At 70.5% G+C, this 14,223-nt stretch carries 19 protein-coding genes; 5 read left to right on the forward strand and 14 right to left on the reverse strand.

Translation table 11 applies throughout. From position 1 onward, the window contains the following. The first annotated feature begins 82 nt into the window (after positions 1–82). Positions 83–502: a GNAT family N-acetyltransferase gene (locus tag OIE69_RS19140; protein WP_326573098.1), complete on the forward strand. Its 420-nt coding sequence runs from the start codon at positions 83–85 to the stop codon at positions 500–502. A gap of 3 nt (positions 503–505) precedes the next feature. Here OIE69_RS19140 and OIE69_RS19145 read toward each other — a convergent pair whose 3' ends face one another. The 4 genes from OIE69_RS19145 to OIE69_RS19160 all read right to left on the reverse strand — a co-directional run bounded on the left by OIE69_RS19145 (position 506) and on the right by OIE69_RS19160 (position 4,208). Then, positions 506–1,189 carry an HAD family hydrolase gene (locus OIE69_RS19145; protein ID WP_326573100.1) on the reverse strand — a complete coding sequence of 228 codons (684 nt, stop codon included), beginning with the start codon at positions 1,187–1,189 and terminating at the stop codon, positions 506–508. 19 nt (positions 1,190–1,208) lie between these two features. Next, a complete protein-coding gene (locus tag OIE69_RS19150) occupies positions 1,209–2,285 on the reverse strand; it encodes a phosphotransferase (protein WP_326573102.1) in 1,077 nt (358 codons plus the stop codon). 302 nt (positions 2,286–2,587) lie between these two features. After that, the gene (locus tag OIE69_RS19155; RefSeq protein ID WP_326573105.1) at positions 2,588–3,337 is read right to left on the reverse strand and encodes an HAD family hydrolase; all 750 of its coding nucleotides are present in this window, start codon (positions 3,335–3,337) and stop codon (positions 2,588–2,590) included. A 10-nt stretch (positions 3,338–3,347) separates the two neighbouring features. After that, positions 3,348–4,208, reverse strand: coding sequence for a GntR family transcriptional regulator (locus OIE69_RS19160; protein ID WP_326573107.1), 861 nt, complete (start codon positions 4,206–4,208; stop codon positions 3,348–3,350). A gap of 336 nt (positions 4,209–4,544) precedes the next feature. On the opposite strand from OIE69_RS19160, the gene OIE69_RS19165 reads away from it, so the two are divergent. Together OIE69_RS19165 and OIE69_RS19170 are read left to right on the forward strand one after the other, a co-directional pair. Beyond that, complete coding sequence (locus OIE69_RS19165; protein WP_179280085.1) at positions 4,545–4,712, forward strand: hypothetical protein; 168 nt, start codon at positions 4,545–4,547, stop codon at positions 4,710–4,712. Positions 4,713–4,770: 58 nt separating this feature from the next. Further along, positions 4,771–4,950 carry a hypothetical protein gene (locus OIE69_RS19170; protein WP_326573110.1) on the forward strand — a complete coding sequence of 60 codons (180 nt, stop codon included), beginning with the start codon at positions 4,771–4,773 and terminating at the stop codon, positions 4,948–4,950. A gap of 6 nt (positions 4,951–4,956) precedes the next feature. Here OIE69_RS19170 and OIE69_RS19175 read toward each other — a convergent pair whose 3' ends face one another. Beyond that, positions 4,957–6,198, reverse strand: a complete 1,242-nt coding sequence (locus OIE69_RS19175) for a GNAT family N-acetyltransferase (RefSeq protein ID WP_326573112.1) — start codon at positions 6,196–6,198, stop codon at positions 4,957–4,959. A gap of 58 nt (positions 6,199–6,256) precedes the next feature. Then, positions 6,257–6,787, reverse strand: a complete 531-nt coding sequence (locus tag OIE69_RS19180) for an RsiG family protein (protein ID WP_037731813.1) — start codon at positions 6,785–6,787, stop codon at positions 6,257–6,259. A gap of 213 nt (positions 6,788–7,000) precedes the next feature. On the opposite strand from OIE69_RS19180, the gene dtd reads away from it, so the two are divergent. Continuing rightward, entirely contained in the window at positions 7,001–7,426 is a 426-nt protein-coding gene (gene dtd, locus OIE69_RS19185; protein ID WP_326573114.1) for a D-aminoacyl-tRNA deacylase, read from the forward strand. Positions 7,427–7,431: 5 nt separating this feature from the next. Here the strand turns inward: dtd and ygfZ are convergent, their stop codons facing one another. From ygfZ to OIE69_RS19220, 7 genes are all read right to left on the reverse strand, one after another. Further along, on the reverse strand, positions 7,432–8,412 hold the full coding sequence (gene ygfZ, locus OIE69_RS19190; protein ID WP_326573117.1) for a CAF17-like 4Fe-4S cluster assembly/insertion protein YgfZ: 981 nt from the start codon (positions 8,410–8,412) through the stop codon (positions 7,432–7,434). 10 nt (positions 8,413–8,422) lie between these two features. Further along, positions 8,423–8,875, reverse strand: a complete 453-nt coding sequence (locus tag OIE69_RS19195; protein ID WP_326573118.1) for a Fur family transcriptional regulator — start codon at positions 8,873–8,875, stop codon at positions 8,423–8,425. Positions 8,876–8,979: 104 nt separating this feature from the next. Then, complete coding sequence (locus OIE69_RS19200) at positions 8,980–9,543, reverse strand: FABP family protein (RefSeq protein ID WP_326573120.1); 564 nt, start codon at positions 9,541–9,543, stop codon at positions 8,980–8,982. 260 nt (positions 9,544–9,803) lie between these two features. After that, on the reverse strand, positions 9,804–10,817 hold the full coding sequence (locus OIE69_RS19205; RefSeq protein WP_326573122.1) for a hypothetical protein: 1,014 nt from the start codon (positions 10,815–10,817) through the stop codon (positions 9,804–9,806). After that, on the reverse strand, positions 10,814–11,758 hold the full coding sequence (locus tag OIE69_RS19210; protein ID WP_326573124.1) for a hypothetical protein: 945 nt from the start codon (positions 11,756–11,758) through the stop codon (positions 10,814–10,816). The genes OIE69_RS19205 and OIE69_RS19210 overlap by 4 nt, the downstream gene beginning before the upstream one ends. Then, positions 11,755–12,543 carry a hypothetical protein gene (locus OIE69_RS19215; protein WP_326573126.1) on the reverse strand — a complete coding sequence of 263 codons (789 nt, stop codon included), beginning with the start codon at positions 12,541–12,543 and terminating at the stop codon, positions 11,755–11,757. The genes OIE69_RS19210 and OIE69_RS19215 overlap by 4 nt, the downstream gene beginning before the upstream one ends. A gap of 79 nt (positions 12,544–12,622) precedes the next feature. Further along, a complete protein-coding gene (locus tag OIE69_RS19220; protein WP_326573128.1) occupies positions 12,623–13,153 on the reverse strand; it encodes a hypothetical protein in 531 nt (176 codons plus the stop codon). 341 nt (positions 13,154–13,494) lie between these two features. On the opposite strand from OIE69_RS19220, the gene OIE69_RS19225 reads away from it, so the two are divergent. Beyond that, complete coding sequence (locus tag OIE69_RS19225) at positions 13,495–13,857, forward strand: DsrE family protein (RefSeq protein ID WP_326573130.1); 363 nt, start codon at positions 13,495–13,497, stop codon at positions 13,855–13,857. Between the two features lie 38 nt (positions 13,858–13,895). Here the strand turns inward: OIE69_RS19225 and OIE69_RS19230 are convergent, their stop codons facing one another. Next, positions 13,896–14,165, reverse strand: coding sequence for a DUF3099 domain-containing protein (locus OIE69_RS19230; RefSeq protein ID WP_326573133.1), 270 nt, complete (start codon positions 14,163–14,165; stop codon positions 13,896–13,898). Between the last annotated feature and the right edge of the window lie 58 nt (positions 14,166–14,223).

Raw genomic sequence — 14,223 nt, forward strand, 5'->3', positions numbered from 1 at the left:
GACCCTCAAGGTCCAGTTAATAGTCCTTCATCGCACCGGTAAGCAGTGCTGCACGAAGGCGCATCCCCTAGCCTCGGGCCCCATGAGAGACGACCGGTACGAGATCTCCGCCGACCCCGCCCGCGTGGACGCCACCCTGGTCCACCACTGGCTCTCCACCGACGCCTACTGGGCTCTCGGCCGCCCCCGCGCCGTCCAGGACGCCGCGATCGCCGCCTCCCTCAACTTCGGCGCGTACGACAGGGAGACCGGCACCCAGGTCGCCTGCGCCCGCGTCGTCACCGACCGCGCCACCTTCGCCTGGCTCTGCGACGTCTACGTCACCCCGGCCGCCCGCGGCCACGGCCTCGCGACCGCCCTCGCCACGACCGCCCGCGACCACGTGCAGGGGCTGGGCGTACGGCTCGTGCTGCTGGCCACGCACGACGCGCACGGGGTGTACGAGAAAGTGGGCTTCGCCCCGCTCGCGGAGCCGGGGCACTGGATGTCGTACGGTCTGTGAGGTCTAGGCGAGGGCGGCAGCCATCGTCAAGTCCTCCAGGGAACGGACAACATGCTCCGACCCCGCCTGCCGCAACGCCTGCGCCTTGCGATCGTTGCGCGCGTAGCCGACGAAGGAAACACCGACACTGACAGCGGCAAAGAAGTCGCCAGGAGAGTCACCGACCATCAGGCATTCCGCAGGCGCCGTCCCGGTCGAAGCCAAAGCGCGCTCCAGGCAGTCCGGATGCGGCTTGAGCAACGCCGGATCCGCGGCACGGCCGTGGACGTGCGAGCCGAAGTACCGTGCCAGTCCGCGCCGTTGCAGATAGGCGAGAGCCGCGCGGGCGGAGTTGTTGGTCGTGACGGCCACCTGCCGTCCGCCGGCGGCGAGGCGCTCCACCAGCCGGTCGGCGTGAGGCACCGGCGGTGCGGTCCTCGCCGCGTGCACCTCCTCCCGCGTCAGCTGAACCTCCAGTTCCGCCGCGATGCGGCCGGTGGAATCGTGTCGGGCAGCGATCCGAAGGATGCGCAGGGGATCACCGGTCTCCGGCAGTTCCGCAGGCGGCACACCCAGGCGCCCCGCACGGCGCCGGAGCCGGTCGGCGATCCGGGACGCCGGGTGCCCGGCGAAGAGATCCGCGAGGGGGCCGTCGAAGTCGAACAGCACGCAGCTCGCGTGTTCCAGCAGGGCCGACGCGTCGTCCACGGCATCCCGGGTCGGCGCGCTAGAAGGCATGGACCTGGTCGCGGGCCCGCCTCTCCGCGAAGACCCATCTCCGTGGACGTCGCTCGGGATGACGCCGCGCGTGCCACTCGGTCAGCGCCGCCTCGACGTCCTTCTCCCCCGGTACCGATTCGAGCCCGAACGGGACCCGCGCCCGCTCCAGAGCCCGTACGACCTGGCTGACGGACGGCCCGAGCAGCGGGCTACCGGGCACCGTGCCGAGCCGGACGGCGGCCCGTACGACATCGGCGTAGACCGACTGTGCGTACTCGAAGTCAACGTAGACCTGCAGGTCCGTGGCCATCCCGTCCGTCAGGGCGGAATCCTCCTGGTCCAGGGCCTCTTTCCAGCACTTCTTCATCCGCTCGCGTTCCCGCTCGTTGTACTCCATGCGGACCAGATGCGTGGCGAGGTCGTGGAGAGGGTCGCCGTAGGTGGCGAGCTCCCAGTCCAGGATGAAGAGGTTCCCCCTCTTCATGAGCACGATGTTGTCGCGGTGCAGATCAGTGTGAAGCAGGGCGAAGGGCCTTCGACGGAGCTCTCCGACCCGGTCCCGCACCCTGCTCCGGAAACGCTCCAGTGCGTCGACCGGCACCTGGAGGGCGTCAAACAGGGTGCCGAACTCGGGCCGGTGCTCCTGATGCACCCGCTCCGCGCAATCGACCAAGTGGGCAAGGAACCCGTCGCTGTCCTCGTCGGCCGGCCAGTGCCCGGGCAACGCCGGCAACTGCTCGCGATCGACCGTCGCCGCGTAGGCGAAGACTTTCGCGATGTCTCGGAGCCGCCTCTCTCCGATCGGGGTCCCTGGACGGGCCTCCTGGGAAAGCGGCCTGCCGGGAACGAACCGGTGCAGTGAGGCCGCCTGCCCGAAAGTGACCAGGCACTGCGGGATCCCGAAGGACGGCGGCCGGTGCCGCTCACGCGCGACGGCCTTGTTCAGCGCTGCCAGGACGTCGGCCTCGTCCGACCACGTGCGCATGACGACCTTCGGAGTGGTCAGCGGCACCCTGAGCTTGACGTGTGCGGCCTCGTCGATCGCCACGCGGGCCAGCCGGGCGAGCAGCCTGTCCGGCGTCACCACTTCGTTGGAGTTGTGGTGACCCGTCAGGACAAGAGACTTCCCGTCCCGCCTTCGGCGGTTGTAGTGCCAGCGCACGAAAGGCTCACGCAGCCGACTGCGCACGATGTGGCGCGGGGGCGCGGGGGCGTCACCCAGGACACTCGCAGGCGCAGCCGTAGACATAAGTTGCACCGACCGTTTGAGATCGATCCAGCAGGGAATCACCGTTTGATACGGTGCGGATGAGCGCAGAGCCTATACGGGTTTCCTCCCGGACGCACATCCAAACCCCGCGTTCTGTCAATCGAATTTCCAGCGCATCACTCGCTCACATGGGCACTCCGACAGCGCAGGTCAGCCCGGGAGAAGGCTTCCGTCACCTCGCGCATGTCCCTGACCAGGAAATCCGCACCGGCAGCGAGAAGCGCCTCTCCGCGCGCCCGATAACGCTCTCCGCGACCCGCATATGCCAGGAACCTAACCCCTGCCCTGTGCGCCGCCACGAGATCGCGCGTGGAATCGCCGACCATGAGGCAATTGTCTGGTGCATTTTCCCAGCCGACCGCCCGCATGGCTTCCCAGAGACAACTGGGGTGCGGCTTCATGAGTTGCGGGGAATCGCCGCGACCGAAGATTCTCCCGTTGAACGACCGATCCAACCCCTGTTCTTTGAGGTAGACCTGCACCGACGCAGCAGAATTATTGGTCGTGATCGCAATCGGCCGATCAGCGGCGGCCAGGAGTCCTATAAGTTCGGCCGCTCCTGCCGTGGGATGCGCCACCTTGGCGGCTTGCCGCTCGGCCTCGACCAGCACCGCGTCGAGACCCCGGAGTATGCGTTCGGGTACGCCATGCTCCGCGACGTCGTACAACAGTTGATGCGTATCCGTGTACAAGGAGAATTTCGGCAGCAGCCATCCCTCGCTGTCGAGATAGCCCTTCATGTGCTCGGCCACCATCTCGGCGCTGTACTCGGCGAAGAGGTCACAAAGCGGTCCATCGAAGTCGAAGAGGACGACCTTGACGCCTCGCACTCGACTCAGGAGCCACTCAGGGTCTGTCGAAGCCATTCAGTGAGTGTCACACCGATTCGGCGATTGTGGTCCACAGAGAGTCGAACCACTCCTGGCACTCCGCGCGTTGCTCGGGCCCCTGGGGATACAGCCTCGCCCCGAGACCCATGACATCGTAGATCTCGGCGGTGTCACCGTCCGGGAGTTCGACGCTGTTGGCCTCGACCTTGTAGTACCCCATGAGCGCCAAGTCGCGATTGATCAGGTAGTGCTTCGCGACCGGCGTGATGGGCAGGGTCCGGACTTCGACGCTCACCTCGACGCCCCGCCTGCCGAAATCCTCCAGCAGGTTGCGCAGGGTGAACGCATGACGCTCGATCAGCTCGGACAGCCGGTCGAGCGGCCGTGTGTCGTCGGGGTCTCCGACGATGCGGGGGATCGCCAAGTGCGCACCGGGTCGGGCCAGCAGAAGCCGGACATGGATCGACGAGGGCTCGAGCTCACCTCGGAGGATGCGCCGCGCCTGCGGCACTATCGCCGCGTTGAGCGACTCCGCGGTCAGGCAGTACGCGTCGATTGTGACGTGATCCGCCTCGAACGCCTCCGCGATGGCGTCGTCCAGCTCGACGCTGCCGGCCTCGACTGCTGCCGTGGCAACGCCGTTCACGTGGGTGGCGACGGCAGACTCCCGCCAGTCAAGGGCAAAGACGCCCTTGCCCTGGGCCGACTCCACGTAGCCCTTGCCCTCCAGCGCCTTGATCGCCTTCTGGACGGTGGCACGGGAGACATCGAAGCGATCCACCAACTCGGCGTGCGTGGGGAGTCGCGCACCCACCGCGATCGCGCCGCCCTCGATTTCGTGACGCAACGCATCGGCCACACGCTCGTATTCGCGCCTGGCGCCACCGACGGTGCGGTCGTTGCTCACGTGACCCACACTACAGCTTCACGCCAGGCAAGTGGAGTTGACTGCATGGAGTTTAGTGATCTGCAGTCAGCGGCAACATGACCGTAGAGGAATGCAGTCAACTGGTCTGGCCGACAGTCAAGTTGGTCCAGTTGACGCCATCGGGGGCCGCAGCCTCTCCGTCCCGACGACGCGCCGGGGATGACCGCGGCTGAGAGTGCAGCGCCACGACGCCTTGCACGCATCAGCAGCAACACGCTTCCGCTCAGTCACTTGCAGACTCACGGGTCAATCTGCCCCCTCCGCGCTCTACGCGCGGAGGGAACGATCCCGCGCGCCCCGAAGGAGTGAATCGCTATGCCCGCTCTCGCTCTGTGCGCCTTCGCGTTCGAGCAGCTCGTCCAGTGGCGGTACGGCGCGGCCGGCGCCTTCGCCGTCGGACTGTTCACGGTGGGCCACAAGGCCCGCAACACGACGTTCACGTGCGTCGGACTCGCGGTGATCGCGCTGCTCCTGGCCCAGTAGGGCCAGGTCGGCAGCGGACCCGCGCCTTTCGGTCGGTCGCCTTGGAAGGGGGTGGGTCATGCTGTGGAGCCATGTCGTGGCCGCGCTTCTGGAGCAGTACCTGGCGTGGCAGTACGGGCCGTTGATGGGGCTGGGCGTACTGCTGGTGGCCGCCGGGCTCAGGGCGCGTTCCAGCTACGCGATGTGCATCGGCGGGGTACTCGTCCTCCTGGTGCTGGTGTCCTACGGGCACCGGTAGCGACGGCTAGAACGTGTCGATCGGCCACGGCTTGCGCGCCGTACGGAACAGCGCGTCGACGCGGGCCACGCCGCCCGGGCGGGATTCCGTGACGCCGCCCGTGACCGTCAGGCGCGCCGCGGACTCGTCGCCGAGGTACAGGGCGGCGAGTGCGGCCGCTGTGAGGGAGACGTCCGGGGCGGCGGAGGGGGCCGCCTCGGCGGTGGCGGTGCCGTCGGCGGCGGCTTCGAGGCGGAAGCGGCTGGCGGCGTACCCGTCGGGGTCGGTGACGTCGAGGACGACCGAGCCCGGGGCCGCGTAGGTGCGGGCGGACAGGGCGCGGGGGACGTCGAGCAGCCGCAGCCACAGGAAGTCGCTGGTGGAGTGGACGTGGGCCGCGCGCGGGTCGTCGAGCAGCAGCGGCAGGACGTCGTCCGGGCCGCGGAAACCGGTGCGTACGGTGGCGACCCAGTCGATGGCGAGCAGGTAGCGCCACAGGGCGCGCTCGGCCTCGGGGGTGGCGGCGATCAACTCCCGCACGGTGAGCGGGACCTTCGGGAACATCCCGTGCCAGGTGTCCTCGGCCGTGTACGCGGCCAGGCCGTCGACGCGTCCGGAGGCGTCGCGGTAAAGGACGAAGGTCGGCTCCTTCCAGGGGAAGGCGGGGTTGACCACCGTCCCCGTGGCGTACTCCCAGTTGCGCTCGGTGCGGTTGATCGCGCCGGGATGCCGCAGCCGCACCCGGTCGTGGAGCTGGGGCCCGAGCTTGAGGACCTCGGACGGGTCCGCGACGTCGACGCGTCCGCTGCCTGACGGCGCTCCCTGGGGGCGGCCGGCGCGCGCGGTGTCGACCTCCCATTCGGTGACCCCGGCGGCGGGGCCGAAGCCGAAGCGGCCGTAGATCCGGTACTCCGCGGCGACGAGGATCGCCACCGGCTCTCCGCGTCGCACGGAGGCGTCGAGTTCTGCGGCCATCATGCGGGAGGCAAGGCCGCGGCGGCGGTGCGTGGCGGTGACCGTGACGTTGGTGATCGCCGAGGCGGGCAGCACCGCGCCGCCGGGCACGGTGAGTTCGCGCGGCATGCTGCGGAACGTGGCCACGCAGCGGCCCTCGTCGAAGGCGCCCTGGGTCCGCTCCAGGTCCGTCTGCGAGCGGCGGAGCGCGATCTCCTCCTCGGTCACCGACGGCGGCCGGTGGAAGCCGGTGTTGACGGCGCGCAGCCAGCCGGGGAAGTCGGACTCGCCGATCGTACGGACCTCAAGGCTCATGCCCCGCACGGTAGGCGGACCTCGGCCCCGGCCGCATCCCGTTTTCGCGATGCTGCCGTCAGTCGCCCGCCAGCAGGTCGTCGACCCGGGCCTCACCCTCGCGGTAGCGGCGGGCGATCTCGGTGCTGCAGCCGTCGACCGTCCGCTGCAGGGACTGCCGGCAGCGCGAGACCTGCTGCTCGTTGCGGACCAGCCGGCCCATCGCGTCGTGGAGTTCCTGGTCGGTGCGGGCCTCGAGGTCGGAGAGCTGGACCTCGGCGAGCATCTCCTCGGCGAGCTGCCGGTAGCGCTCGCTGTGCGGGGTGCCCAGGGTGACGTGGCGGGCGGAGGAGCGGTGGCGGGACGGGGTGTCCGTGAGGATCTCGGAGAGCCGGTCGAGCACGGGGGCGTCCGGGGCGGTGCGCCGGGCGAGTTCGGCGCGGAGGATGTCGATCCGGCCCTGGAGGAGCCGTCGCAGATAGGAGAGGTCGGCCTCCTCCAGCTGGGCCTCTCGGCGCGCGGTGCGCAGACCTTCGAGGGTGAGGCCGGCGAAGTCGGGCTGGGGGGTGCCGGCGGTGAGGGGGGAGCGCGGGCCCGGTGCCTTGAGCATGCGATCGCCTTCCGCCGTGCCGGTCGTGATGCTGTTCTTCATCGCTGTCCGTCCCCTCGTCCCCCACGTCGGGCAGATATCGATCGTGCCACCGAGTAGCTGCGTCGCGCAGGCACCTGCACCCGAACGGCGGCTCCGGACAGTTGTACGTGAGTCCAAGCGGGCGTACGGCCCGGGTGCCGCGCGCCCCCGCCGAGCCGGGACAATGACGGCATGCGTGCGGTGGCCCAGCGGGTGAGCGAAGCGAGTGTCGTGGTGGACGGCGAGACGGTCGGGGAGATCGCCGGTCCCGGCCTGTGCGTGCTGGTGGGGGTGACGCACGACGACACGGAGGAGAAGGCGGCCCAACTGGCCCGGAAGCTGTGGGGGCTGCGCATCCTGCCCGGGGAGAAGTCCTGCTCGGACATCGCCGCGCCACTGCTCGTGATCTCCCAGTTCACCCTCTACGGTGACGCCCGCAAGGGGCGCCGCCCCACCTGGAACGCGGCGGCGCCCGGCCCGGTCGCCGAGCCGCTGGTGGACGAGGTCGTGGCGCAACTGCGCTCGCTGGGCGCGCACGTGGAGACGGGCCGGTTCGGAGCGGAGATGAAGGTCTCGCTCACGAACGACGGCCCGTTCACGGTCGTGCTGGAGATGTAGGGCGCCTACGGCTCGACGACGGTCTCCTGGCTCGCCGCCGTCCCGTCCGCCAGCAGCGCGGCGTCCACGGGCGTGTTGCGCTTGATCACGGCGAGGGCGATCGGGCCCAGCTCCCAGTGCCGGGCGGAGGAGGTGACGGTGCCGACGGGGCGGCCGTCCGGCCCGTCGGCGTCGAGCCGTACGGGGGTGCCGTGGCCGGGCAGCTTGACCTCGCTGCCGTCGAGGTGGAGGAAGACCAGGCGGCGCGGCGGCCGGCCGAGGTTGTGCACCCGGGCGACGGTCTCCTGGCCGCGGTAGCAGCCCTTGTCGAGGTGGACGGCGGTGTCCAGCCAGCCCAGCTCGTGCGGGATCGTGCGGTGGTCGGTCTCCAGGCCGACCCGCGGCCGGTGCGCCTCGATCCGCAGCGCCTCCAGGGCGAGCACGCCGACCGGGGTACCGACCTCCCGCGCCAGGTCCTCCAGTTCGCCGCGCGGCACGAACACGTCGCGGCCGTACGGGACCTCGCGCACCGGCCAGTCCCCGGGGACGGCGGCGATGCTGCCCGCGGGCAGGTGCACGACGGCGTACTCGCCGGTCCGGTCCGAGACGTCGACCTGGTAGAAGAACTTCATGCTCTCCAGGTACGCGATGAGCTCGCCCTGCGTGCCGGGCTCGACGTGCATCCAGGTGGTCGTGCCGTCGTCGACGAGGTAGAGGGCGTGCTCGATGTGGCCGTGCGCGGAGAGGATCAGCGCCTCGGTGGCCCGGCCGGGCGGGAGGTCGCTGACGTGCTGGGTCAGCAGCAGGTGGAGCCACGCGAGGCGGTCCTGGCCGGTGACGGCGACGACGCCCCGGTGGGAGAGGTCGACGAATCCCTTGCCGTCCGCCAGTGCGCGCTGCTCGCGAAAGAGGTCTCCGTAGTGCGCGGCGACTCCCTCGTCGGGGCCTTCCGCGGGGACGGCACCGGGGAGCGACAGCAGGGGACTGGTCGTTGTTTGGCGCTGCATGCCCACCACCCTACGTCCGGTTACTTGAACCCTCAGGCGTTCGGGGCTTCCCCGCGCAGTCCGCGCAGCGACCGAAGATCGCGAAGTGCTTCATGTCGGTCTCGAAGCCGTACGTCTCGCGCAGCCGCGCGGTCAGCGGCTCGGCGACGGACACGTCGGCCTCGATGACCGACTCGCAGTCCCGGCACACCAGGTGGATGTGGTGGTGCCGGTCCGCGAGGTGGTAGGTGGGGGCGCCGTGCCCGAGGTGGGCGTGGCTGACCAGGCCCAGCTCCTCGAGGAGCTCCAGGGTGCGGTAGACCGTGGAGATGTTGACGCCGGAGGCGGTCTTGCGCACCTCGGTCAGGATGTCGTCGGGCGTGGCGTGCTCCAGCGCGTCGACCGCCTCCAGGACAAGCTGCCGCTGCGGCGTCAGTCGGTAGCCGCGCTGCCTCAGATCGCTCTTCCAGTCCGTGGTGACCACGAGGACAGTCTAGGCAGGGAAAAGGGGGATCACGGAGTCGTGATCCCCCTCGGGCGGCCGTACGGCGCCGCGGGGCGCGCTCGGCGGCGGGCCGGGCGCAAGGCTCAGCGGAAGAAGGCGATGCCGTCGTCGGGGAGGTCCTTGAGGTCCTTCGCCCACTCGCTGGGGTTGACGACCTTCTTCAGGTGCGCCGACATGTAGGGGCGGAGCGGCACCTCGGGGGTGGCCTTCTCGCCGACCCACATCAGGTCGCTCTTGACGTAGCCGTACAGGCGCTTGCCGCCGCTGTACGGGGGCGCGTCGCCGAGCCGGGCCACGGCGTCGGTGACGAGGTCGATCTGCGGCTTGGCCTCGGCGAGCTCGCCGTACCAGATCTCGATGACGCCGTCGTCGCGGGTCATGGTGATCTCGACCTTGCGGTCCTTGCCGATGCGCCAGAAGCCGGACTCGCTCTCCAGCGGCTTCACCGGCTTGCCCTCGGCGTCCAGCACCCAGGTCTTGGAGGTGTACTCCAGGAACGACCGGCCGTCGTGGCCGAAGATCACTTCCTGCCCGAAGTTGCACTTCTCGGCGCCCGGGAAGTCGAAGACGCCCGCGCCCTCCCAGGTGCCCAGGAGGAAGGCGAGGGGGACGAGGTCGGGATGCAGGTCGGAGGGGATCTCGATCATGTTCAGCGCTGTCCCTGGTAGAGCTTCTTCACAGCCAGAGCGGAGAACGCGATGACGCCCAGGCAGACCAGGACGAGCAGGGTGTCGAAGAAGAACTCGATGGCACTCACGAGCGTGCTCCTCGGGCAGGCGCGGACGGTCGGCGGCCCGGTGGGGCCAGGTACGAGTCTAGTGGGCGGGTACGGGCGCGGCCGCGTGAGGTCCGCCCCACGCGCCGCGCCCGCCCCGGTGTCCCGCCCTCGTCCCGCCGGCGGCCCGGGTCAGCCGAGCAGCTGCGCCTGGAGCAGCACGGTCTGGTGGAAGGGGACGGCCGACTGGGTCTTCGGCTTCTCCATGTGGATCACGGCGAGGGTGTCGCCCGCGGTGATGTACGCGGCGCGCAGGTGTGTGGCGCCGCGCGGCGCGGCCTCGTCGTAGACATTGACCATCTCCCCCTCGGGAACAGCCGAGTCGGCGTCGCCCTCGCTCCACGTGGTGTCCGTCTGCGGTTGTGGGGCCTGCGCGAAGCCGGCGGGGATGATCAGCTCGTTCCTCACCCGGGTCGTGTACGGCGAGGTGATGAACTGGAGCAGATAGACCTCGGTGCGGGTGCCGTCGGGCATGGTCCAGGCCCGTGCCGCGATGTGGCGGAGCGTGTTGTCCTCCAGCAGCGCGCGGTCCTTCCTGCGGTCCCCCTCCGGGTAGATCCCCACGAAATCGGCCGTCGGCAGCCAGCCGCCGCGGTCCGGGAACGATGTGTCCCTCTTCGCGCCACTGGGGACGGGGAGCAGGAGCGTCCGCAGGTCGGCGTGATGGCGGCCCCCGGTGTTGCGCTTCTCGTCCAGGGCACGGGGCGCACCGGCAGGCAGCCTGGGCAGTTTCAGCGCCGGGTACGTCCAGCGGCCGTCGTCGGGGGTCTCCAGGCCCGGGATCTCGCTCCGCTCAGGCTGTGTGACGGCGTACGCCGTGGCCCCGCCGAGGACCGCGAACACCACGACGGCGGCGGTCCAGCGAGCGGCGGCCCGCAGGCCGCGCCGGTCACGCAGCCGCTTCCGCGGGCCGGGCACGACGGACATCGGGGATGTGGCCTCGGCGGGCTGCACCGTGTCGTCCGCGGCGTCCGTCACCGCCGCCGCGTCCGCGGGCCCGGACTCGGGCTCGGGCCCGGCCGCCGTCTCGCCGGAAGCGTTCCCGGCCGCGGCCTCGACGGGGCCGGCGTTCGTGAGGGTCTCCTGCGCCGGGGCGGCCGCCTGCGCCGGGATCTTCACGTCGTCACTCTGCGTCTGCTCGCTCATGCGGCCTCTCCCGGGTCCTGTACGCGGTCGAGCTGCTGCTTGAACAGGTCGGCCGCCTCGGTCTTCCGCAGCGGCGACGTGCCCGTCACCGACATGCGGATCAACAGGTCGCCCTCGGTGGCCTGGCACACCATGCTGTCGAGCTTCTGGCCCGGCTCCTTGGGCGGCAGGACGCAGCGCGCCCCGGCGTGGCCCGCGATCTTCGGGCCGTTGCGAAAGACGCCGAGGGCCTTGGTGAAGGCGGTGAAGAACTCGGTGTCGGCACGCGCGGAGCGCTTGTTCTTCATCTGGACGATCTGGGTCTCGGCGAAGAACCTGTCCTGGTCCTCGCCGTAGGTGCGCATGCCCATGCCCTGGATGTGGAGCCGCGCGACTGCCTTGCGCACCAGGTCGCGCTGCTTCTTGGGCACGCCGTCCAGGTCGCCGCGCATCAGTTCCTCGGCCCGCTCTGCCGGGAGCTCGGCGTCGTTGCCGAACTCGGCGATGTCCGGTCCCAGGGAGTAGCCGTCGGGCATCGGGAGCAGCAGCTTGCCGAGCGGGCCGTAGTGGCTGCCGCCGGACTGGGTGCCGTACTCGCCGGTCTCCTTCGGCTCCGGGGCCTTCCAGGTCTGCCCGCTCGCCTGCTTGCCGTCGTCCTTCTGGTGCTGGAGCACGGCGAAGCCGATGCCGCCGCCCGCGACGACGGCCACCAGCGCGGCGGCCACACCCATGGCGAGACCGCGACGGCTCCTGCGGGGCGCCGGGGCGTTCTCCTCCACGGTGGGGACGGCGGCGGTCGCCGGCTCGTCGACGTTCTCGGAGCCGGGTGCCGTCCCGCTCTGCGTCTCGGCGGCCGTCCCGGTTGCGCCCTCGGTCACGGTCCCGGCCGGCGTCTCGTTCCCCGTCTCCGCCGGTGCCGTCGTCGGCTCGGTCTCGGCGGGAGGGATGGTCTCGTCGTTCACATGCGCTCCCACTGCCGTTCGGCCAGGGCCTTGATCGTGGACTCGCGGATCGGCCGTCCCGAGTACATCCAGATGTCGATCATGACGTTGCCCTTGCGGGCCAGGGCGCGTGCCGTGTGGACCGGCAGGTAGCCGGCCTTTTCATGGGTGTAGACCCAGACCCTGCCGTCGGACGTGCCCGGGATGGCGGAACCCAGGTCGCCCGCGTACTCCTTGTCCGGCATGTAGTCCTGCTGATCCTCGAGCTTCCGGGGTGCGACCGCCATGTACTCGTCGCGGAACTGCACCAGGCGGATCTCGGTCGTCGTCGTGGAGGGCCCCGAGCCGGTCTTCCAACTTGCCGCGGCCAGCCGCCTGAAGTCGCCGTTCAAGAGGTCCCCGAAGACCCAGACCGGGTCCTTGAAGGTGTCGGCGTAGTCGTAGAGCGAGACCCAGCCGTCCTCGCCGTACGGGAGGGCCCAGTCCTTGGCGCCCTTCGGCCGCTTGACCAGCAGCTTGCGCAGGTCCCCGTCGTACGTGACCAGGGTGTCCTCGGCGGCCGTCAGCGGCTTCGCCGCGGGGGCGGCGCCCTTGGGCTGCACGAGCTTGTGCTGGGCCAGCGGCGGCAGCGGGGTCTCGGGGCGGTCGTACTGGATCCGGTAGCCGGCGCCGGCGCCCGCGAGGACGCCGAGGACCGCCGCGCAGGCGATCAGCAGGGTGGTCCGGCCGCGTCTGCGCGGCGGGCGGACGGGGGGCCCGTCCGGAACAGGGGCGGCCTGTTCCGGGACGGGGGTGTCCTGGGACAAGGGGTTCTCCACTGGGGGTGTTCGTGGGTGGGTGCGGACGGCGCGCGGGCCGGTCCGTGCGTCCGGGGTGCCGTGCGGCTCAGCGGCCGGTCTTCAGACGCCGGTACTGCTTGTCGAGGAGCCGGGCGAGCAGGTCCTTGCCGGGGGTCTTCGCCCCGGTGACGGAGAGCGTGATGTGCACGTCGCCCTGATGGGACAGGACGATCACCGAGCCGGTGCTCTCCGCGGAGGAGGACGACAGCCGGTAGGCCTTGGCGGGGCTGCCCGACGAGGGCAGCGTGATCCGGGTGCCCTGGTAGTAGAAGTCGTTGTAGTAGGCGGTGGCGGAGCCCTCGCTCGCGAAGCGGACGAGCTGCGCGGAGACCTCGTAGTCGCCGTCACCGGTGAGATAGGTCCGCTGGGCCGCCGCCTTGAAGCCGTGGGCGGCCAGGGCCTGCTTCACGTCGGCGGAGTCCGCGACCTCGGAACGGGAGAGCTCCGTGCCCTCCTCGTCCCCGTAGATCTCGGCGTCCGCCGGCGGGGCGAGCAGGAAGAAGCGCAGGTCGCCGCGGTGCCTGCCGTCGTCCACGGTGCCCTTGAGGGTGTGGGTGGGCGAGGGTGCGGCCGTCACGGCGGGGCTCGGGGACTGTGACGGCGGCGCCGGGTCGGTCGTCCCCGGACCCGTACTGCTCGGCGCGGCCCCACCGGGGAGCCCGGACGCGGACGGCGACGAGGACGAGGAGCCGAACGCCACGACGGCCCCCGCGGTCAATGTCGCAAGCACAACAAGTCCGACGATCGTGACGATCACGACGCCGGTACGCGAATCGGAACGCGCTTCCACAAGCCCCCCCGGGCAGAAATCCGCGGCCGGCGCGCTGATCGCGCCCACGCGGCGAACGCATTATGTCGAGCGTCGGTAAACGCTCCCACTGTTTTTCCTGTGAGACGGGCCACCCTAAGGTATGAGCCATGGCGAAGAAGCTCGTGATCAAGGTAACCGCAGGTGCGGACGCCCCCGAACGCTGCTCCCAGGCGTTCACCGTGGCGGCGGTGGCGGTCGCCAGCGGCGTGGAGGTGTCGCTCTGGCTGACCGGTGAGTCGTCCTGGTTCGCGCTGCCGGGACGGGCCGCGGAGTTCGAGCTGCCGCACGCCGCGCCGCTGCCCGACCTGATCGAGGGGATCCTGGCGGGCGGGCGGATCACGCTGTGCACGCAGTGCGCGGCGCGCCGCGACATCGCGGAGAAGGACGTGCTGGAGGGCGTCCGGATCGCCGGTGCGCAGGTCTTCGTCAGCGAGGCCATGGCCGACGGCACGCAGGCGCTCGTCTACTGAGAGCAGCCGCAGGGGACGCTGAGGTGTCTCACCGGGCGTCAGCGCTGGTCGCGATGGTCGTCGCGGCGGTCCAGCTCGCGCCACCACTCGTCGGAGGTCGGGTCGCCGGTCTCGTCCCACCAGCGCTCGTCCGGGCCCCTGCGGTTGGCCACGACGGCGGCGATCGGCGGGATGACCATGGCCACCACGCACATCCCGACGGCCACCGGCACCGACCACAGGCGCACGAGACTCCACGCCAGGACGAAGAGCAGAACGCAACTGCCCATCATGGCGTAATACCAGCGACGACGACGCCTCGTGGACACCCTTCCACCGTACGACCCGAAGGGCCGCACTCCCACTCGGTGGCCCGGTGGAAATGCG

The organism is Actinacidiphila glaucinigra (assembly GCF_035918135.1).
GTDB classification, from domain to species: domain Bacteria; phylum Actinomycetota; class Actinomycetes; order Streptomycetales; family Streptomycetaceae; genus Actinacidiphila; species Actinacidiphila glaucinigra.

What these genes read in the sequence shown, in the direction of transcription:
- OIE69_RS19140 (WP_326573098.1), top strand. Translation starts at nt 83, where the DNA reads ATGAGAGACGACCGGTACGAGATCTCCGCCGACCCCGCCCGCGTGGAC.
- OIE69_RS19155 (WP_326573105.1), bottom strand. Translation starts at nt 3,337, where the DNA reads ATGGCTTCGACAGACCCTGAGTGGCTCCTGAGTCGAGTGCGAGGCGTC.
- OIE69_RS19165 (WP_179280085.1), top strand. Translation starts at nt 4,545, where the DNA reads ATGCCCGCTCTCGCTCTGTGCGCCTTCGCGTTCGAGCAGCTCGTCCAG.
- OIE69_RS19170 (WP_326573110.1), top strand. Translation starts at nt 4,771, where the DNA reads ATGCTGTGGAGCCATGTCGTGGCCGCGCTTCTGGAGCAGTACCTGGCG.
- OIE69_RS19175 (WP_326573112.1), bottom strand. Translation starts at nt 6,198, where the DNA reads ATGAGCCTTGAGGTCCGTACGATCGGCGAGTCCGACTTCCCCGGCTGG.
- OIE69_RS19180 (WP_037731813.1), bottom strand. Translation starts at nt 6,787, where the DNA reads ATGCTCAAGGCACCGGGCCCGCGCTCCCCCCTCACCGCCGGCACCCCC.
- dtd (WP_326573114.1), top strand. Translation starts at nt 7,001, where the DNA reads ATGCGTGCGGTGGCCCAGCGGGTGAGCGAAGCGAGTGTCGTGGTGGAC.
- ygfZ (WP_326573117.1), bottom strand. Translation starts at nt 8,412, where the DNA reads ATGCAGCGCCAAACAACGACCAGTCCCCTGCTGTCGCTCCCCGGTGCC.
- OIE69_RS19200 (WP_326573120.1), bottom strand. Translation starts at nt 9,543, where the DNA reads ATGATCGAGATCCCCTCCGACCTGCATCCCGACCTCGTCCCCCTCGCC.
- OIE69_RS19205 (WP_326573122.1), bottom strand. Translation starts at nt 10,817, where the DNA reads ATGAGCGAGCAGACGCAGAGTGACGACGTGAAGATCCCGGCGCAGGCG.
- OIE69_RS19225 (WP_326573130.1), top strand. Translation starts at nt 13,495, where the DNA reads ATGGCGAAGAAGCTCGTGATCAAGGTAACCGCAGGTGCGGACGCCCCC.